General features: G+C 75.8%; 21 protein-coding genes. 11 read left to right on the plus strand and 10 right to left on the minus strand.

Features of this window, described 5'->3' with window-relative positions; translation table 11 throughout:
• Window positions 1–12 precede the first annotated feature (12 nt).
• From BLT39_RS01165 to BLT39_RS01175, 3 genes are all read right to left on the minus strand, one after another.
• The gene (locus BLT39_RS01165; protein WP_242658068.1) at window positions 13–579 is read right to left on the minus strand and encodes a GNAT family N-acetyltransferase; all 567 of its coding nucleotides are present in this window, start codon (window positions 577–579) and stop codon (window positions 13–15) included.
• A 67-nt stretch (window positions 580–646) separates the two neighbouring features.
• A complete protein-coding gene (gene glp / locus BLT39_RS01170; protein ID WP_091059129.1) occupies window positions 647–2,131 on the minus strand; it encodes a molybdotransferase-like divisome protein Glp in 1,485 nt (494 codons plus the stop codon).
• Between the two features lie 79 nt (window positions 2,132–2,210).
• On the minus strand, window positions 2,211–3,149 hold the full coding sequence (locus tag BLT39_RS01175; RefSeq protein ID WP_091057325.1) for a UTP--glucose-1-phosphate uridylyltransferase: 939 nt from the start codon (window positions 3,147–3,149) through the stop codon (window positions 2,211–2,213).
• A gap of 27 nt (window positions 3,150–3,176) precedes the next feature.
• On the opposite strand from BLT39_RS01175, the gene BLT39_RS01180 reads away from it, so the two are divergent.
• Window positions 3,177–3,743, plus strand: coding sequence for a 5-formyltetrahydrofolate cyclo-ligase (locus BLT39_RS01180; RefSeq protein ID WP_091057329.1), 567 nt, complete (start codon window positions 3,177–3,179; stop codon window positions 3,741–3,743).
• Window position 3,744: 1 nt separating this feature from the next.
• On the opposite strand, the gene BLT39_RS01185 is transcribed toward BLT39_RS01180, so the two are convergent.
• Entirely contained in the window at window positions 3,745–4,431 is a 687-nt protein-coding gene (locus tag BLT39_RS01185; protein WP_207507499.1) for a FadR/GntR family transcriptional regulator, read from the minus strand.
• A 161-nt stretch (window positions 4,432–4,592) separates the two neighbouring features.
• Here BLT39_RS01185 and BLT39_RS01190 point away from each other — a divergent pair, with 161 nt between their 5' ends.
• The 4 genes from BLT39_RS01190 to BLT39_RS01205 all read left to right on the plus strand — a co-directional run bounded on the left by BLT39_RS01190 (window position 4,593) and on the right by BLT39_RS01205 (window position 9,462).
• On the plus strand, window positions 4,593–5,912 hold the full coding sequence (locus tag BLT39_RS01190) for an SLC13 family permease (protein ID WP_091057336.1): 1,320 nt from the start codon (window positions 4,593–4,595) through the stop codon (window positions 5,910–5,912).
• 14 nt (window positions 5,913–5,926) lie between these two features.
• Complete coding sequence (locus tag BLT39_RS01195; RefSeq protein WP_242658069.1) at window positions 5,927–7,111, plus strand: CaiB/BaiF CoA transferase family protein; 1,185 nt, start codon at window positions 5,927–5,929, stop codon at window positions 7,109–7,111.
• On the plus strand, window positions 7,096–8,634 hold the full coding sequence (locus tag BLT39_RS01200; RefSeq protein WP_242658070.1) for an acetyl-CoA carboxylase carboxyltransferase subunit alpha/beta: 1,539 nt from the start codon (window positions 7,096–7,098) through the stop codon (window positions 8,632–8,634). Before BLT39_RS01195 ends, BLT39_RS01200 begins: the two co-directional genes overlap by 16 nt.
• A 99-nt stretch (window positions 8,635–8,733) precedes the next feature.
• Window positions 8,734–9,462 carry an AAA family ATPase gene (locus tag BLT39_RS01205; protein ID WP_091057342.1) on the plus strand — a complete coding sequence of 243 codons (729 nt, stop codon included), beginning with the start codon at window positions 8,734–8,736 and terminating at the stop codon, window positions 9,460–9,462.
• A 5-nt stretch (window positions 9,463–9,467) separates the two neighbouring features.
• Here the strand turns inward: BLT39_RS01205 and BLT39_RS01210 are convergent, their stop codons facing one another.
• Window positions 9,468–9,944 (minus strand): MarR family winged helix-turn-helix transcriptional regulator, encoded by a 477-nt coding sequence (locus BLT39_RS01210; RefSeq protein ID WP_091057346.1) that lies wholly within the window; start codon window positions 9,942–9,944, stop codon window positions 9,468–9,470.
• A gap of 111 nt (window positions 9,945–10,055) precedes the next feature.
• Here BLT39_RS01210 and BLT39_RS01215 point away from each other — a divergent pair, with 111 nt between their 5' ends.
• The 3 genes from BLT39_RS01215 (at window position 10,056) to mscL (ending at window position 11,590) form a co-directional block, all read left to right on the plus strand.
• The gene (locus tag BLT39_RS01215) at window positions 10,056–10,397 is read left to right on the plus strand and encodes an FmdB family zinc ribbon protein (RefSeq protein WP_091059136.1); all 342 of its coding nucleotides are present in this window, start codon (window positions 10,056–10,058) and stop codon (window positions 10,395–10,397) included.
• A gap of 109 nt (window positions 10,398–10,506) precedes the next feature.
• Complete coding sequence (gene cpaB, locus BLT39_RS01220; RefSeq protein ID WP_242658071.1) at window positions 10,507–11,118, plus strand: Flp pilus assembly protein CpaB; 612 nt, start codon at window positions 10,507–10,509, stop codon at window positions 11,116–11,118.
• A gap of 34 nt (window positions 11,119–11,152) precedes the next feature.
• Window positions 11,153–11,590 (plus strand): large conductance mechanosensitive channel protein MscL, encoded by a 438-nt coding sequence (mscL, locus tag BLT39_RS01225; RefSeq protein ID WP_091057349.1) that lies wholly within the window; start codon window positions 11,153–11,155, stop codon window positions 11,588–11,590.
• On the opposite strand, the gene BLT39_RS21960 is transcribed toward mscL, so the two are convergent.
• Window positions 11,587–11,829, minus strand: coding sequence for a hypothetical protein (locus BLT39_RS21960; RefSeq protein WP_131801374.1), 243 nt, complete (start codon window positions 11,827–11,829; stop codon window positions 11,587–11,589). The genes mscL and BLT39_RS21960 overlap by 4 nt on opposite strands.
• A gap of 23 nt (window positions 11,830–11,852) precedes the next feature.
• Window positions 11,853–12,398: a YbaK/EbsC family protein gene (locus BLT39_RS01230; protein WP_091057353.1), complete on the minus strand. Its 546-nt coding sequence runs from the start codon at window positions 12,396–12,398 to the stop codon at window positions 11,853–11,855.
• Between the two features lie 50 nt (window positions 12,399–12,448).
• Between BLT39_RS01230 and BLT39_RS01235 the strand changes: the two genes are divergently transcribed.
• From BLT39_RS01235 to BLT39_RS01245, 3 genes are all read left to right on the plus strand, one after another.
• Window positions 12,449–12,811: a VOC family protein gene (locus tag BLT39_RS01235; RefSeq protein WP_091057356.1), complete on the plus strand. Its 363-nt coding sequence runs from the start codon at window positions 12,449–12,451 to the stop codon at window positions 12,809–12,811.
• The gene (locus BLT39_RS01240; RefSeq protein WP_242658072.1) at window positions 12,808–13,215 is read left to right on the plus strand and encodes a PaaI family thioesterase; all 408 of its coding nucleotides are present in this window, start codon (window positions 12,808–12,810) and stop codon (window positions 13,213–13,215) included. Before BLT39_RS01235 ends, BLT39_RS01240 begins: the two co-directional genes overlap by 4 nt.
• 61 nt (window positions 13,216–13,276) lie before the next feature.
• Window positions 13,277–13,771 carry a DinB family protein gene (locus tag BLT39_RS01245; RefSeq protein ID WP_091057358.1) on the plus strand — a complete coding sequence of 165 codons (495 nt, stop codon included), beginning with the start codon at window positions 13,277–13,279 and terminating at the stop codon, window positions 13,769–13,771.
• 1 nt (window position 13,772) lies between these two features.
• Here the strand turns inward: BLT39_RS01245 and BLT39_RS01250 are convergent, their stop codons facing one another.
• The 3 genes from BLT39_RS01250 to BLT39_RS01260 are packed head-to-tail and all read right to left on the minus strand — an operon-like array spanning window position 13,773 to window position 15,844.
• A complete protein-coding gene (locus BLT39_RS01250) occupies window positions 13,773–14,663 on the minus strand; it encodes an MSMEG_6728 family protein (RefSeq protein WP_091057362.1) in 891 nt (296 codons plus the stop codon).
• Between the two features lie 15 nt (window positions 14,664–14,678).
• Window positions 14,679–14,987, minus strand: a complete 309-nt coding sequence (locus tag BLT39_RS01255) for a biopolymer transporter Tol (RefSeq protein WP_207507503.1) — start codon at window positions 14,985–14,987, stop codon at window positions 14,679–14,681.
• Window positions 14,984–15,844: an NAD-dependent protein deacetylase gene (locus BLT39_RS01260; RefSeq protein ID WP_091057365.1), complete on the minus strand. Its 861-nt coding sequence runs from the start codon at window positions 15,842–15,844 to the stop codon at window positions 14,984–14,986. The genes BLT39_RS01255 and BLT39_RS01260 overlap by 4 nt, the downstream gene beginning before the upstream one ends.
• Between the last annotated feature and the right edge of the window lies 1 nt (window position 15,845).

Consider the following 15,845-nt stretch of genomic DNA (forward strand, 5'->3'; position numbering starts at 1 on the left):
TGTCGGACCGGGTCAGGACCGTCGGGTCCGGAGCAGGTGCGCGACGACCCCGCCGGGGTGGTCACCGGCGAGCAGCGCGTAGCCCCTGTGGTCGCGCCAGTCGCCGTCGATGTCGAGGTACGAGCGGAACAACCCCTCCTCCCGGAAACCCAGCCGCTCCACCAATCGGCAGCTTCGACCGTTCTCGGGACGTACGTCGGCCTGGACCCGGTGCAGACCCGCCGGGCCGAAGGCGTGGTCGCACGCCAGGGCGACCGCGAGGGAGGCGATGCCCTGCCCGGAGGCGGCCCGGTCGATCCAGTAGCCGACGTGGGTGGAGCGCAGCGCGCCGCGCACCACGTTGTCCAGCGTCACCTGGCCGACCAGCCGGTCGCGGTGCCGCACGGCGAAGGGCAGCGACAGGCCGAGCTGGGCCCGGCGGTTCGCCGCCCGGCGCATGCCGCGGTAGACGGCCGGGGTGTGCCGCGCGGCCCAGGTCGCCGGCGCGGTCGGCTCCCACGGGGCCAGCCACGCCTCGTTCTCCAGCCGCAGCCGCGACCACTCCGCGGCGTCGGAGCGGCGCAGCGGGTGCAGCGACACCTCGCCGTGCGCCAGCTGCGCCGGCCAGCCCGGGTGCAGTGCCGGGTCGGTCCAGAAGGAGGTCAGCTCAGCCGCCGAGCAGCATGGGCATCACGGTGACCAGCCCGCCGGGGGCGACCTCCGTGACGTCCTCGTCCACCACGACCAGGCAGTTGGAGCGCGCGGTGCGGGCCAGGGCCGCGTCGTGCCCGCTCTCCCCGCCGCCGACCGGCTCGACGACGTAGCCGCCGTCGGGGTGCCGCATGACCTGGCCGTGCAGGTACTGCCGGTAGCCCAGCGGGGACAGCAGCTGCTGGGCCGAGACCGCCTGCACGGTGCGGCGGAACAGCTGCCGCTTGCCCAGCATCAGCCGGATCGCCGGCCGGACGAACACCTCGAAGGCCACCAGCGCCGCCGCGGGCTCGCCGGGGATGCAGATGACGGGGACGCCGTCGCGGCCCAGGCGGCCGAAGGCCTGCACCGGGCCGGGGTGCATGGCGACCTGGGCGAAGGTGACCTCGCCGAGCTGGGCCAGCGCCTCCTGCACCAGGTCGAAGCCGCCGCCGGCGAAGGTGCCCGAGATGAGCACGACGTCGCTGCGCAGCAGCTGGCTCTCCAGCAGCTCGACCAGCTTGCGCCGGTCGCGGGGCAGGATGCCGCCGCGGTAGGCCTCGGCACCCGCGTCGCGGGCCGCGGCGGCCAGCGCGTAGCTGTTGACGTCGACGACCTGGCCCGGGCCGGGCTGGGTGCCCACGTCGACCAGCTCGTTGCCGGCGCACAGGACGGTCACCCGCGGGCGGGGGTGCACCAGCACGCGGTCGCGGCCGACGGCGGCCAGCAGGCTGATCTGGGCCGGGCCGATCGGGGTGTTCGGGGAGACCGCGGTGTCGCCGACGGCGACGTCCTCGCCGGTGCGCCGGACGTAGGTGCCCGGGGCGAGCTCGGCGTGCACGCCGACGTGCGCGGCCCCGCCGTCGGTCCAGACGGTGGGGACGACGACGTCGGCGCCGGTGGGCAGCATCGCGCCCGCGGCGACCTTGTGCGCCAGGCCGGGGCCGATGGCCGACGGCTCGGCGGGGCCGGCCAGGCTCTCCCCCACCACGGCCAGGCCGACGGGCTCCTCGGGGGTCGCGCCGACGGTGTCCACCGAGCGGGCGGCGTACCCGTCGAGGGCGGCCTGCTCGAAGGCGGGCAGGTCGCGGCTGCTCACCACGTGCTCGGCGCAGAGCAGGCCCTGGGCGTCGAGGACGGCGAGCTCGATGGGGTCGGGGGTGGGCGCGGCGGCCAGGATGAGGTCGAGGTGCTGCTCGACGGTGCGCACCACGGGCTCGGCGGGCTCGGCGGCGGCCCAGCTGTCGGTGCGGGGCTCGGCGGCGTCCAGGCCAGGGAGCTGGTCGCGGTCGACCTGCACGGTGGCGTGCGTGCCGGCGATGGCCTGGGTCGGCTGCGGTCCGGCGGCGGCCTTCGCGCCGGTCGGCTTCCCGGCCTTCGTGCCGGTCGCGAGGTCGAGCTGGGTGGTCTCCCGGGCACCCCGGAACCAGCCCCGCGTCCTGTCCTCGGTCAGCCCCGCCACCGTCACCACCGCCGTCCCGGTCCTCGGGTGCCCTGGATCGGGCACCCGACCCGGAATGGTGCCCGCTCGGGGACGCAGGTCAGGCCTGCGACGCGCCCTCGGGGGGAAGGTCACCGACGAAACTGCGCAACCAGGGCCGCAGGGCGGGGCCCAGGTCGTCGCGCTCGACGGCCAGCCGGACGACGGCCTTGAGGTAGTCGAGCTTGTCGCCGGTGTCGTAGCGGCGGCCGGAGAAGACCACGCCGTGCACCGGGACGCCCTGCTCGAGCAGCGCCAGGATGGCGTCGGTCAGCTGGATCTCCCCACCGCGGCCGGGCGGGGTGCTGCGGATCGCGTCGAAGATCTCGGGGGCGAGCACGTAGCGGCCGATGATGGCCAGGCTGGACGGCGCCTCCTCCTTCTTCGGCTTCTCGACCATGCCGGTGATCGCCACGACCTGGTCGGCGTCGCCGGCCCCGGTCTGCGGGGCGTCGTCGACGGCCACGCAGCCGTACTTGTCGATGTTGTCCGCGCCCACGTCGAGCAGCGCGACCACGCAGCCGCCGTGCTCGGCCTGCACGGCCAGCATCTGCTCGAGCAGCAGGTCGCGGGCGTCGATGAGGTCGTCGCCCAGGAGCACGGCGAAGGGCTCGTCGCCGACGAAGGAGGCGGCCTGCAGCACCGCGTGGCCCAGGCCCTTGGCCTCGCCCTGCCGCACGAAGTGCACCTGGGCGACGTCGGTGGACTCCGCGACGGCGTCGATGCGGGCCTGGTCGCCCTTCTTCTCCAGCGCCGCCTCGAGCTCGGGCGTGCGGTCGAAGAAGTCCTCGATGGCGGCCTTGCCGCGGCCGGTGACCATGAGCACCTCGGCGAGCCCCGCGCGGGCGGACTCCTCGACGATGTACTGCAGCGCCGGCCGGTCGACCACCGGCAGCAGCTCCTTGGGCACCGCCTTGGTGGCGGGCAGGAACCGGGTGCCCATCCCGGCCACGGGGATGACGGCCTTGCGGGCGGGACGACGGTTCGTCGGGCTCGACATGGCACGGACCCTAGCTAGCCTCCCCCCGTGGCCGACTCCCCCCTGGTGGTGAGCGCCAAGGTGACCCTGCGCACCTCTCTGCAGGCCGCCCGCGCCGCGCGCTCCCCCGCCGACCGCGCGACGGCCGCCCGGGCGGTGGCCGCGCACCTGCGGCCGCACCTGCGCGGCGTGGTCGCCGGGTACGTGCCGACCGCGGAGGAACCCGGGCACGGCGCGCTGGTCGACGCCCTCGGCCCGGGCGCCCTGCTGCCGGTGGTGCCGCCGACGGGCCGGGTGCTGGCCTGGGCCCGGGCCGCCGAGCTCGCCGAGGGCCGGTTCGGGCTGCTGGAGCCGACCGGGCCGCGCCTGCCCCCGGAGGCACTCGCCGACGCCGGCACCGTGGTGGTCCCGGCGCTGGCGGTGGGGCTGGACGGCGCGCGGCTGGGCCGGGGCGCCGGCTTCTACGACCGGGCTCTCCGGTTCGCCGCACCCGACGCCGTCCTGGTGGGCGTGGTGTTCGACGAGGAGCTGCTGCCCGCGGTGCCCGTGGACGACCACGACGTGCGCCTGCACGCGGTGGTCACGCCGTCGGGCGGCTGGCGCGACCTGGCCTGACTCAGCCGCCGCCGAGGAGGGGGACGTCGGAGACCAGGTGGATGTGCGCGGCCATGGCGGCGGCCGCGGCGTCGGGGTCGCCGGCGCGGATGGCGTCGGCGATGGCCCGGTGCCCCTCCAGCGAGCGGTGCGGCCGGCCCTCCTGGGACAGCGACTCGATGCGGGAGTCGCGGATCCGGTCGGCGATCTCGGCCATGAACCGGGCCAGCAGCGGCGAGTGCCCGGCGGCGGTCACCGCGGCGTGGAACTGCTCGTCACCGGCCACCCCCCGCCCGCCGGCGCCCACGTCGGCGGCCATGCCCGCGAGCGCGGCGTCGATGGCGGCCAGGTCCCCGTCGGTGCGCCGGCGGGCGGCCAGCCCGGCCAGCCGGACCTCCAGCGCCTCCCGCGCCTCGATGACCGCGCCGAGGTCCTCGCGGCGGGCGTCGAGGGCGGCCAGCACGGAGTCCGGCCGGGGCGCGGTGAGCAGCACGGTCCCGTCCCCGTGCCGGACGGCGACCACCCCGGTCACCTCCAGCGCCACGAGCGCCTGCGCGAGGGTGGCCCGGCTGACCCCGAGGGAGGCGGCCAGCTCGCGCTCGGCGGGCAGCCGGTCACCGGGGCCGAGCCCGGAGGACGCCGCCCAGGTGAGCACCTGGTGCACCACCTGCTCGTAGAGCCGGTTGCGGCGCAGCGGACCCGGACCCACCGGCACCTCCTTGACAGGTACGTCGTGACGGGTGCCACACTAGCGCCGGCTCAGTGGCCAGTCCACTGAGCCACCGGTACCGAGGTGCCGCCGCAGGACGGTGCGCGCACGATCCGAGCACAGCCGGTGCACAGCCGGCCCCCGACGACGTGGGAGAGACCGTGTCACCCGAGATCATCTCGATCCTGGCGCTGGTGGCGATCTTCGCGATCGCCACCTTCCTGCCCATCAACATGGGCGCGCTGGCCTTCGTGGCCGCCTTCCTCGTCGGCACCCTCGCCGTCGGGATGACCACCGACGACATCCTCGCCGGCTTCCCGGGCGAGCTGGTGCTGACCCTGATCGGGGTCACCTACCTGTTCGCCATCGCGCAGAACAACGGCACCGTCGACCTGCTGGTGCGCGGCGCGGTCAAGCTCGTCGCCGGCCGGGTGGCCCTGATCCCCTGGATCATGTTCGCCGTCACCGGTGTGCTCACCGCCATCGGCGCGCTGGGCCCGGCGGCGGTCGCGATCATCGCGCCGATCGCCCTGGGCTTCGCCGCGCGGTACCGGATCAGCCCGCTGCTGATGGGCATGATGGTCATCCACGGCGCGCAGGCCGGCGGCTTCTCCCCCATCAGCGTCTACGGCGTCACGGTCAACAGCATCGTGGCCGCCAACGACCTGCCCGGCAGCCCGCTCGCGGTCTTCCTGGGCAGCCTGTTCTTCAACCTGGCCATCGGCGTCGTGCTGTTCCTGGTCCTCGGCGGGCGGCGGCTGGCCGGCCGCCGGGTCGGCGACGAGCCCGAGGTCGACCCGGCCGGCGGCGACACCGACGCCGAGGTCAGCGGCCACGGCACCGGCGCCGGCGCCGCCGTGGACGTCAAGGAGCGGACCCGGGGGGTCACCGCCGAGCAGGTGCTGACGCTGGTCGGGCTCGCCGTCCTCGTCGTCCTGGCCCTGGTCTTCGACCTGGACATCGGCTTCGTCTCGATCACCATCGCCACCGTGCTGGCGCTGTTCTCCGCCGCCCGGCACAAGGGCGCGGTCATGCAGATCAGCTGGTCCACCGTGCTGCTCATCGCCGGCGTGCTCAGCTACGTCTTCGTGCTGCAGGAGGCCGGCACCATCGACTACGTCGGCGAGGGCGTGACCGCGATCGGCATCCCGCTGGTGGTCGCGCTGCTGCTGGCCTACATCGGCGGCGTCGTCTCGGCCTTCGCCAGCTCCACCGCGATCATCGGCGTCGCCATCTCCCTGGCCGTGCCGTTCCTGCTCGCCGGCGAGATCGGGGCGGTGGGCGTCGTCGTCGCCCTGTCGGTCGCCTCGACCATCGTCGACGTCAGCCCGTTCTCCACCAACGGCGCCCTGGTGCTCGCCAACGCCCAGGACGTCGACCGCGACCGCTTCTACAAGCAGATCCTCGCCTACTCGGGCATCGTCGTCGCCGTCGGTCCGCTCCTGGCCTGGCTGGTCTTCGTCGTCCCCGGGTGGCTCTGATGACCGGAGGAACCGTGACCGCAGGACCCCTCGACGGCGTGCTCGTCGTCGACCTCACCCGGGCGCTGGCCGGCCCGCACGCCGGGATGATGCTCGGCGACCTCGGCGCCCGGGTGATCAAGGTGGAGAACCCCGGCGGCGGGGACGACACCCGCGGCTGGGGCCCGCCGTTCGTGCAGCCCGAGGAGGGCGACCGGGAGTCCACGTACTTCCTGTCGACGAACAAGAACAAGGAGTCGATCACCCTCGACCTGAAGGACGCCGGGGACAAGGCGACGCTGACCGAGCTGCTGCGCCGGGCCGACGTCCTGCTGGAGAACTTCCGCCCCGGCACCCTGGCCCGCCTCGGCTTCGGCACCGACGTGCTCGCCGAGCTCAACCCGCGGCTGGTCACCCTGGCCATCAGCGGGTTCGGCCACGACGGGCCCGAGGGCGGGCGCGCCGGCTACGACCAGATCGCGCAGGGCGAGGCCGGGCTGATGTCGCTCACCGGTTCCGGGCCCGACGACCCGCAGCGGGTCGGCGTCCCCATCGGCGACCTGCTGGCCGGCATGTACGGCGCCTACGGGGTGCTCGCCGCGCTGCTGGAGCGCGAGCGGACCGGCCGCGGGCAGGTCGTGCGGACGTCGCTGCTGGCCGCCGTGGTCGGCGTGCACGCCTTCCAGGGCACGGCGTGGACCGTCGGCGGGAAGGTGGGCCACGCGCAGGGCAACCACCACCCCTCGATCGCCCCCTACGGCCTGTTCCGCTGCGCCGACGGCGGCTCGGTGCAGCTGTCCTGCGGGTCGGAGTCGCTGTGGCGGCGGCTGTGCGCGGAGTTCGGCCTGGACCCCGAGGCCGACGGCCTGGCCACCAACGGCGAGCGGGTCGGCAACCGGGAGCGGGTCATCGGGCTCCTGGAGACCGCGTTCGCCCGGATCGACGCCGAGACCCTGCTGGCCCGGCTGTCGGCCGCCGGCGTGCCCGCGGGGAAGGTGCGCACCATCGACGAGGTCTACGCCTGGGACCAGACGCTGTCCCAGGGCCTGCTGGTCGACGTCGAGCACCGGACGCTCGGCACGGTGCAGCTGCCCGGCCCGCCGCTGCGGTTCTTCGCGCCGTCCGCCGACGGCGAGACCGAGACGACCCGCCGCGAGCACACCGCTCCCCCGGTGCTGGGCGCCGACGGCGACGCGATCCGCGCGTGGCTGCGCTCGTGACCACCCGGATGGACGCCCGCACCCTGCGGGACCTGGTCCTCGACGCCGACTCGTGGGTCTCCTGGGACACCCCGGTCGGCACGCGGGACGTCTCGGCCGAGTACGCCGCGGAGCTGGTCGCCGCGCAGGAGAGGTCGCGGCAGGACGAGGCCATCGTCACCGGCGAGGGCCGGCTGCGCGGGCGCCGGGTGGCCGTCGTCGCGGGCGAGTTCGGGTTCCTGGCCGGCTCGATCGGCGTCGCCACCGCCGAGCGGCTGGTCCGGGCCATCGAGCGGGCCACCGACGAGGGCCTGCCGCTGCTGGCCGCGCCCGTCTCCGGCGGCACCCGGATGCAGGAGGGCACGGTCGCCTTCCTGCAGATGGTCGGCATCACCCAGGCCATCGCCCGGCACAAGGACGCCGGCCTGGCCTACCTGGTCTACCTGCGGCACCCCACCTTCGGCGGGGTGCTGGCCTCGTGGGGGTCGCTGGGCCACGTCACCATCGCCGAGCCCGGCGCCTCGATCGGCTTCCTGGGCCCGCGGGTCTACGAGGCCCTGTACGGGGAGAAGTTCCCCGAGGGCGTGCAGACGGCCGAGCACCTGCACGAGCGCGGTGTCATCGACGCCGTCGTGCCGCACGAGCAGGTCGCCGACGTCGCCGACCGGGCGCTGCGGGTGCTCGCGGCCCGGTCCACCTGGCACCGCGACGCCCAGGTCGCCGGGCCGGTCGAGGGCGACGGCACCGACGCCGACGACCCCGAGGACGGCCGGACGGCGTGGGACGTGGTCACCGCGTCCCGGCGCACCGACCGGCCCGGCGTGCGGCGGCTGCTGCGGGCCGCGGCCACCGACGTCGTCGCGCTGAACGGCACCGGCGCCGGTGAGGCCGACCCGGGTCTGCTGCTCGCGCTGGCCCGCTTCGGCGGCGCGCCCTGCGTGGTGCTCGGCCAGGACCGGCGCGGTCAGTCCCTCACCGCCCCGCTCGGCCCGGCCGCGCTGCGGGAAGCCCGGCGCGGCATGCGGCTGGCCGCGGAGCTGCGGCTGCCGCTGGTCACCCTCATCGACACCCCGGGGGCGGCGCTGTCCAAGGAGGCCGAGGAGGGCGGGCTGGCCGGGGAGATCGCCCGCTGCCTGGCCGACCTGGTCACGCTCAGGGCGCCGACCATCGCGGTGCTGCTGGGCCAGGGCACCGGCGGCGGCGCGCTCGCGCTGGTGCCGGCCGACCGGGTGCTGGCCGCGGCCAACGGCTGGCTGGGCCCGCTGCCCCCGGAGGGCGCGTCGGCGATCGTGCACCGCGACGTCGACCACGCCGACGTGATGGCCGCCCAGCAGGGCGTGCGGGCCACCGACCTGTGGCGCGCGGGCATCGTCGACCGCGTCGTGCCCGAGCGCCCGGACGCCGCCGACGAGCCGCAGGAGTTCTGCCAGCGCCTGGGCCGGGTGCTGGCCGAGGAACTGGCCGGGCTGCTCGGGCGGGACGACGTGGAGCGGATGCGCAGCCGGGCCGCCCGCTGGCGCCACCTGGGCCGCCGCGCCCGCTGACCCCCCGCCCGGCGGGGATCAGCCTGGCTGGTCCACGTCCGTCCTGGCTCGCCGGTGCCGGCGAGCCAGGACGGACACCGGTGAGCCAGGATGCGGGCCATGGGCGAGCGACCGGGGGTGCGGCGCATCCGCGCGGACCCCGGCGCCGACCCGCCCCCGGCCGACGTCTGGCCGATGACCGTGCCCGCGGTGGCGCAGCTGTGGGCCGAGGGCCTGCAGCTGGCGCCGGGGGCGACCGTGCTGGTGGGCGAGAACGCCTCGGGCAAGTCGACCGTGGTGGAGGTGCTGGCCGCCGCCCTGGGCCTCAACCCGCAGGGCGGGTCGAGCGGGTCGCGGATGGAGGTCCGCCGCACCGAGCCGGAGGCGCTCCCGCTGGTGGTCGAGCGCTCCCCGGGTGCGCCCCGCTGGTCCTACCTGCTGCGGGACGAGACCCTGCACGGCCTCTACTCCTACCTGGAGGACAACCGGGACCCCTTCGCGCCGCCGCGTGAGCCGTCGTTCCACGCCTTCAGCCACGGCGAGGCGTTCCTGTCGATCTTCGAGGACCGGTTGCGCGGGCCGGGGGTCTACCTGCTCGACGAGCCGGACGCCGCGCTCTCCTTCGGCGGCCAGCTGCGGCTGCTGGCCGGGCTGCTGCACCTGGCCGAGCAGGGCGCGCAGCTCGTCGTCGCCACGCACTCACCGCTGGTCGCCGCCCTCCCCGGGGCCCGCATCCTCGAGGTCGGCCCGTGGGGCCTGCGCCCGGCGACCTGGGAGGAGCTGGAGCTGACCGCGAACTGGCGGCAGTTCCTCGACCGGCCCGAGGGCTTCCTCCGGCACCTGCGCTGACCCGGTCAGCGCCCGAGGCGCTCGACCCGCTCAGGGTCCAGGCCCTCCAGGACGGCGGCCAGCGCGTCGTGCAGCGCGGCCGCCTGCTCGTCGGTGAGGACGTCGAACAACGCGCCCCGGACGGCGCCCACGTGCCCCGGCGCGACCGTGCGGACGACGTCCCACCCGTCCTCGAGCAGCACGCAGACGTTGCCGCGGCCGTCCTCGGCGGCCCGTTCCCGCCGCACCCAGCCGCGCTCCTCGAGCCGGGCGACGGTGTGCGAGAGCCGGCTCTGCGACTGGTTGGCCATCCGGGCCAGCTCGCTCATCCGCAGCCGCCGCTCGGGGGCCTCGGACAGCATGGCGAGGACGACGTAGGCGGCGTGGGTGAGGCCTGCGTCGCGCTGCAGCTGGGCGTCCAGGGTGCGCGGCAGCAACTCGGCGACCGACAGCCACAGCCGCCAGGTCCGCTGCTGCTGGTCGGTGAGCCACGGCGATGCCACGACCGGACGGTAAGGGGTGTCTCGTGGACGGCGCACCGGAGGTGGCGCATGATTGGCAGTCGCCGGGTCCGAGTGCCAGCCCGGTTCGCACCGACGGAGGAGTCCAGCACCGTGCCCACGTACCAGTACGCCTGCACCAACCCCGAGACCAAGCACCAGTTCGAGGTGGTCCAGTCGTTCACCGACCCGGCGGTGGAGACCTGCCCGGAGTGCGGGGCGCCGGTGCGCAAGGTCTACGGCTCGGTCGGCGTGGTCTTCAAGGGCTCGGGCTTCTACCGCACCGACAGCCGTGACTCGGGGAAGAAGTCCTCCACGAGCTCGTCCCCGGCCAAGGAGTCCTCGAGCAGCAGCGGGTCCTCCGGCGGCGACAGCTCGTCGTCCTCCTCGTCCAGCAGCACCTCCGCCACCTCGAGCACCTCGTCCAGCTCGTCGAGCAGCGCGCCGTCCAGCTGACCTAGCAGACGGCGGCCGGGTCCGCCGGCCGCCGTCCCCATCCGGGGTCCCCGTCCACAGCCGGTCGCCGGTCGGCCCCGCACGCCGCGGGCGGGGCGACGATCGGGCCGTGCACCTGCCCCCGCTGCGTCGCCCCCGCCACCCGGCGCACACCCTGCGCCGGGTCGCCGCCGGCCTGCTGGCCCTGCTCGCGCTGGCCCTCGCCCTCCGCCCGGCACCCGCAGCGCCCGGCGCCCCGGCCGTGGCGGGCGTCGTGGTGGCGGGGGCGGACCTGCCCGCCGGCCGGCCGTTGGGCGCCGACGACCTGGTGACCGCCGAGTGGCCGACCGGCCTGGTGCCCGACGGCGCCGCCCGCGACCCGGCCGAGCTCACCGGCGCCGTGCTCGCCGCCCCGGTCCGGCGGGGCGAACCGGTGACCGACGCCCGGGTGGTGGGGCCCGGCCTCTGGGCCCGGGTACCGCAGGGGCAGGTCGCCGCGCCGGTGCGGCTGGCCGACCTCGCCGTCGCCGCGCTGCTGCGCGCCGGCGACCGGGTCGACGTGCTGGCCACGACCTCGGACGGCGACACGCGGGTCGTCGCCGCCGGTGCCCTCGTGCTGGCCGCACCACCCGAGGGGCCCGACCCCGGGCTGCTCGTCCTGGCCGTGGCGGAGACCACGGCGGCCGAGTTGGCGACGGCAACCACCCAGGCGACGCTCAGCGCTACCCTCGGCCCGCCCTGACCCTGGGTGACCGTCGAGCAACCGGAGGACAGACATGATCAAGGGCTTCAAGGATTTCCTGTTCCGCGGCAACATCGTCGACCTGGCCGTCGCGGTGGTCATCGGCACCGCGTTCACCGCCCTGGTCACGCAGTTCACCGCGTCGTTCCTGACCCCGCTGATCGGCCTGGTGACCGGCGGCGGCACCACGGGCGGCACCTTCACGGTGAACGGCCAGACCTTCACCTACGGCGAGTTCATCGGCGCCGTGATCACCTTCGTGCTGACCGCGGCGGTCGTCTACTTCGCCGTCGTGCTCCCGATGAAGACGATCCTGGAGCGGCGCAAGCGCGGGGAGGAGGCCGGCCCGGTCGCCCCGACGCAGGTCGAGCTGCTGGTCGAGATCCGCGACCTGCTGCGAGCGCAGGGGGGCAAGGCCCCGGCCGAGAACCCGATCGGTCCCGGCACCACCAGCCTGCCCGGGCAGCTCTAGTCGCTGCCCCAGTGCGGCGGCCGGTCGGCGAGGTAGCGGGCGTCCTCGTCGGCCGGCTGCCGGTCACCCCACCCGGCGTCGGCGTCGGGTGACGGCTCGACCGTCGGCTCCGCACCGGCCGCCGCCCCCGTGCCCGGTGACGTCGCCCGACGCCGCGGCCGCATCGACGGCGGCGCGGTCGGTTTCCGGTAGGACGTCGGGCCGGACGGGCCGGGCGCCGGGTCGGGGTCCCTGCTCATCCTCCCGACGGTAGCCCCGGCGCTCACCCGACCGGCAAGCCCAGGCCCTCCAGCACCTCCGCGCCCGGCAGCGCGGCCAGCACCGCGCCGGGCACCGCGAGCTTGCTGCCGCGGGTGCCGGAGCCGACCACGAGCAGCTCCCCCGCGGCCACGGCCGCGTCCACCAGCACCGGCCAGGACGCCGGCAGCCCGACCGGCGTGATCCCGCCGTAGGCCATGCCGCTCTCGGCAACCGCGACGTCCTGCGGGGCGAAGGACGCCTTGCGGGCGCCCAGGTGCCGGCGCACCAGGCCGTTGACGTCGGCGCGGGTGGTGGCCAGCACCAGGCAGGCGGCCAGCGTCGTCTCCCCGCCGCGGCGGGCGGCGACCACCACGCAGTTGGCCGAGGCGGATGCCGGGACCTGGTAGGCCTCGCCGAACGCGGCGGTGTCGGCCAGGTCGTCGTCGATCCCGGCCACCCACGCCGGTCCGGACAGGCCCGGCAGCGCGGCGGCCACCGGGGCGGCGAGCAGGTCGGGGCGGTCGGCGGCGGGGACCCAGGCGAGCGTGCCCAGCTGCGGTGCGGTCATCCCCCGATCGTGCCCCAGCCGAACCGGCGCGACCCGGGCAGGATGACGGCGTGATCGGTCAGCTGCACTCCTACGTCATCGACGCCCCGGACGCCCACGCCCTGGCCTGCTTCTACGGCGAGCTGCTCGGGATGCAGGTGCAGGGCTCCCCCGGCGACGACTGGGTCGTCGTCACCGGCCAGGGCTATCGGCTGGCCTTCCAGCAGGCACCGGACCTCCAGCCGCCGGACTGGCCCGACCCGGCGCGGCCGCAGCAGACCCACCTCGACGTCCGGGTCGCCGACATCGACACCGCCGAGCCCGCCGCGCTCGCCCTGGGCGCCCGCCGGCTGCCCGGCGGCGGCGGGGACTTCCGGGTCTACGCCGACCCGGTCGGCCACCCGTTCTGCCTCGTCTGGGACGCGCCGCTGTGAGCGCCCCCGACCTCGGCGCCCCCGCGAGCGCCTTCCTCGCCGCCAGCGGGTTCACCCCGGAGGAGATGACCGGCACCCGGGTCACCGGCACCCTGGAGCTGGGCCCCGACCAGCACACGCCCTGGGGCGTGGTGCACGGCGGCGTCTACTGCACCGCCATCGAGTCCGCGGCCAGCATCGGCGGCAGCGTCGCGGTCGCCGACCGCGGCCAGTTCGCCGTCGGGGTGAACAACTCCACCGACTTCCTGCGCCCCGTGACGTCGGGCCGGCTGCAGGTGCTGGCCGAGCCGGTGCAGCAGGGCCGCACCCTGCAGCTGTGGCTGGTCACGCTCACCCGGGCCGAGGACGGCAAGGTGGTCGCCCGCGGCCAGGTCCGGCTGCAGAACGTGCCCCTGCCCGGTTGACCTGCGAAGTGTCGGACCCCGGTGCCACCATCGCCGCACCCGACACCCACCGGAGGCAGCCGTGACCCTCGACCGTGAACGCGACGACCTGCTCGGCACCCTCGCCGAGCACCGGTTCTTCCTGCGCCGCACCGCCGACGGGCTGACCGACGAGCAGGCCCGGCTGCGCACCGGCGCCAGCGAGCTGACCGTCGGCGGCACCATCAAGCACTGCGTCGCCCAGGAGCGCATCTGGACCGACTTCCTGGTGCGCGGGGCCGCCGCGCACGACCTGCCGGACGGGGCGTTCGAGGCCCAGTTCATGCTCGGGCCCGACGAGACGCTGGCCGGTGTGCTCGCCGAGCTCGACGAGGTCGCCGCGGCCACCGAGCAGCTGGTGCGTTCCCTCGACGACCTCGACACCGACATCGCGCTGCCCACCGCGCCCTGGTTCCCTCCCGGCGCCCGCTGGTCGCGGCGCAAGGTGCTGGTGCACCTCATCGCCGAGATCGCCCAGCACTCCGGGCACGCCGACGTGGTGCGGGAGGGCATCGACGGGGCCAAGACGATGGGGTGACTCAGGCGGCGGGGTCCAGCACCACCCGGAACAGCGCGCGCGGGTCCTGCATCGTGGCCGGCGGGCGCACGGCCGAGCGCGGCACGACCCGCTCGAACCGGACCGGGCGGCGGTGCGGCAGCAGCTCCCGGCCGGCGTAGGCGTACTCGCCGGTGACCTCGCCCAGCAGCAGCCCGGAGCCCCCGCCGACCGGTACGGCCACCGGGTCGCCCGGGCGCACCTCGTCCAGGAAGGTGGCCAGCTGGCGCAGGTCCTTGGCCGGCCGCTTGCCGGTCAGCTCGTGCGCCAGCGCCCGAAGCGCCGGCAGCTCGAGCCCGGTGGCGTCGACGTCCACCCCGGACTGCGTGCCCAGCCCGACCACTCCGGTGGCCAGCGCGGCACCCAGCTCGGGGTGCGCGCGCGGCCGGACCACCCAGACCGGCACGCCCTCCGGCGCCGGGGTGGGCGGCACGTCGTCGGCGGGGGGCCACACGTAGTCCAGGTCGTCGGGGTCACCGGCGAACAGGGTGCGGTAGGTGGCCGGCTCCTTGGCCAGCAGCTTGGAGCGGTGCGACAGGTGCACCGCCTCGTCGCCCAGCCAGCTCGGCAGCTGCCCGGCGGCGCCCAGCTCGGCCTGGCTGCCCACCCCCGGCGCGAACTCCTCGATCTGCGCCGCGGTGGAGTCGGCGAACCCGCGGGCCACCCACTCCGCGGCCATGTCCAGGCCGTACCGCACCAGCGCCGGGGTGCGGCCACGCCACATCACCACCGCCGGGTGCGTCGTCCAGCCGTAGTCGGGCAGCTCGAGCGCGCGCAGGATCTGCAGCGTCTCGACCCGCTGCTTGCCCAGGCGCGGGGCGTCCAGCAGGCGGGCGCTGCCGGCGAAGTCGGCGACGGGGAGGAAGGTCTGCACCGGGTCCAGTCTGGGTCAGGCGAGGTCGTCCAGCGCGGTGAGCGCGGACTCCCAGCGGTCCCGGCGCTCGTCGGCGGACTGCTCCCACCACGCCGTGCCGCGCTCGCCCAGGCCGGTCTTGGCCAGCTGCACCCGGGCGCGGGCCGCCGCCACGGCGTCGTCGTCGCCCTTCGCCGCGCGGACCCCGCTGCGGCCGACGCCGAGGTGGTGCAGCAGCCGCGCCCGCACGTCGTCGGGCAGCTGCGGGTCCTGCGCCCGCCAGCGGCGGCCGTCGACCACGATCCACCGCCCGTCGTCGGTGCGCTCCACCTCCCGGCGGGTCACCGCACCAGCCGGTCGACCAGCGGCGGCAGCACGGCACCGAGCGGGGCGTCCACCCGGACGTCGGCCTTCTCGTCGCCGCGGGTCGGCCCGCAGTTGACGATGGCCACCGGGATGCCCTCCTTCTCCGCGCGCAGCACGAACCGGTAGCCGCTCATCACGGTCAACGAGGACCCGAGCACGACCAGCGAGCGGGCCGAGCAGACGGTGGCGTAGGCCGCCGCGACCCGCTCCGGCGGCACGGTCTCCCCGAAGAAGACGACGTCGGGCTTGAGCGGGCCGCCGCCGCAGGCCAGGCAGTCGACCATCACGAAGCCGTCCAGCGCCTCCTCGGGCAGCTCGACGTCGCCGTCGGGGTTGACCTCGTCGTCCACCGGCTCGGGCCGGAAGCCGGGGTTCACCTCGCGCAGCCGCAGGTCCAGCTCCGACCGCGGCGCGACGTCCCCGCACTGCAGGCACACGGTGCGGTCCAGCCCGCCGTGCAGCTCCAGCACGTCGGTGGCCCCGCCGGCCTGGTGCAGCCCGTCGACGTTCTGGGTGATGATCCCGCCGACCAGCCCGGCGTCCTGCAGGGCGGCGACGGCGCGGTGCCCGGCGTTGGGCCGGGCGCCGGCGATCTGCCGCCAGCCGACGAAGCTGCGTGCCCAGTACCGGTGCCGCCCGCGGGGGTCGCGGGTGAAGGTCTGCCAGGTCATCGGGGTGTGCCGGCGCAGCGACCCGGTCGCCCCGCGGTAGTCGGGGATGCCGGAGTCGGTGGACAGCCCGGCGCCGGACAGGACGACGGCGTTGCCGTTGCCGACCAGCCGGGCGAGGTCCTCCAGCTCGGGGACGACGGTGAGCGGTGCGGTCACCCCACCCATG

Origin of the sequence: Klenkia brasiliensis, from assembly GCF_900100695.1 — a bacterium.
Classification (GTDB): Bacteria; Actinomycetota; Actinomycetes; order Mycobacteriales; family Geodermatophilaceae; genus Klenkia; species Klenkia brasiliensis.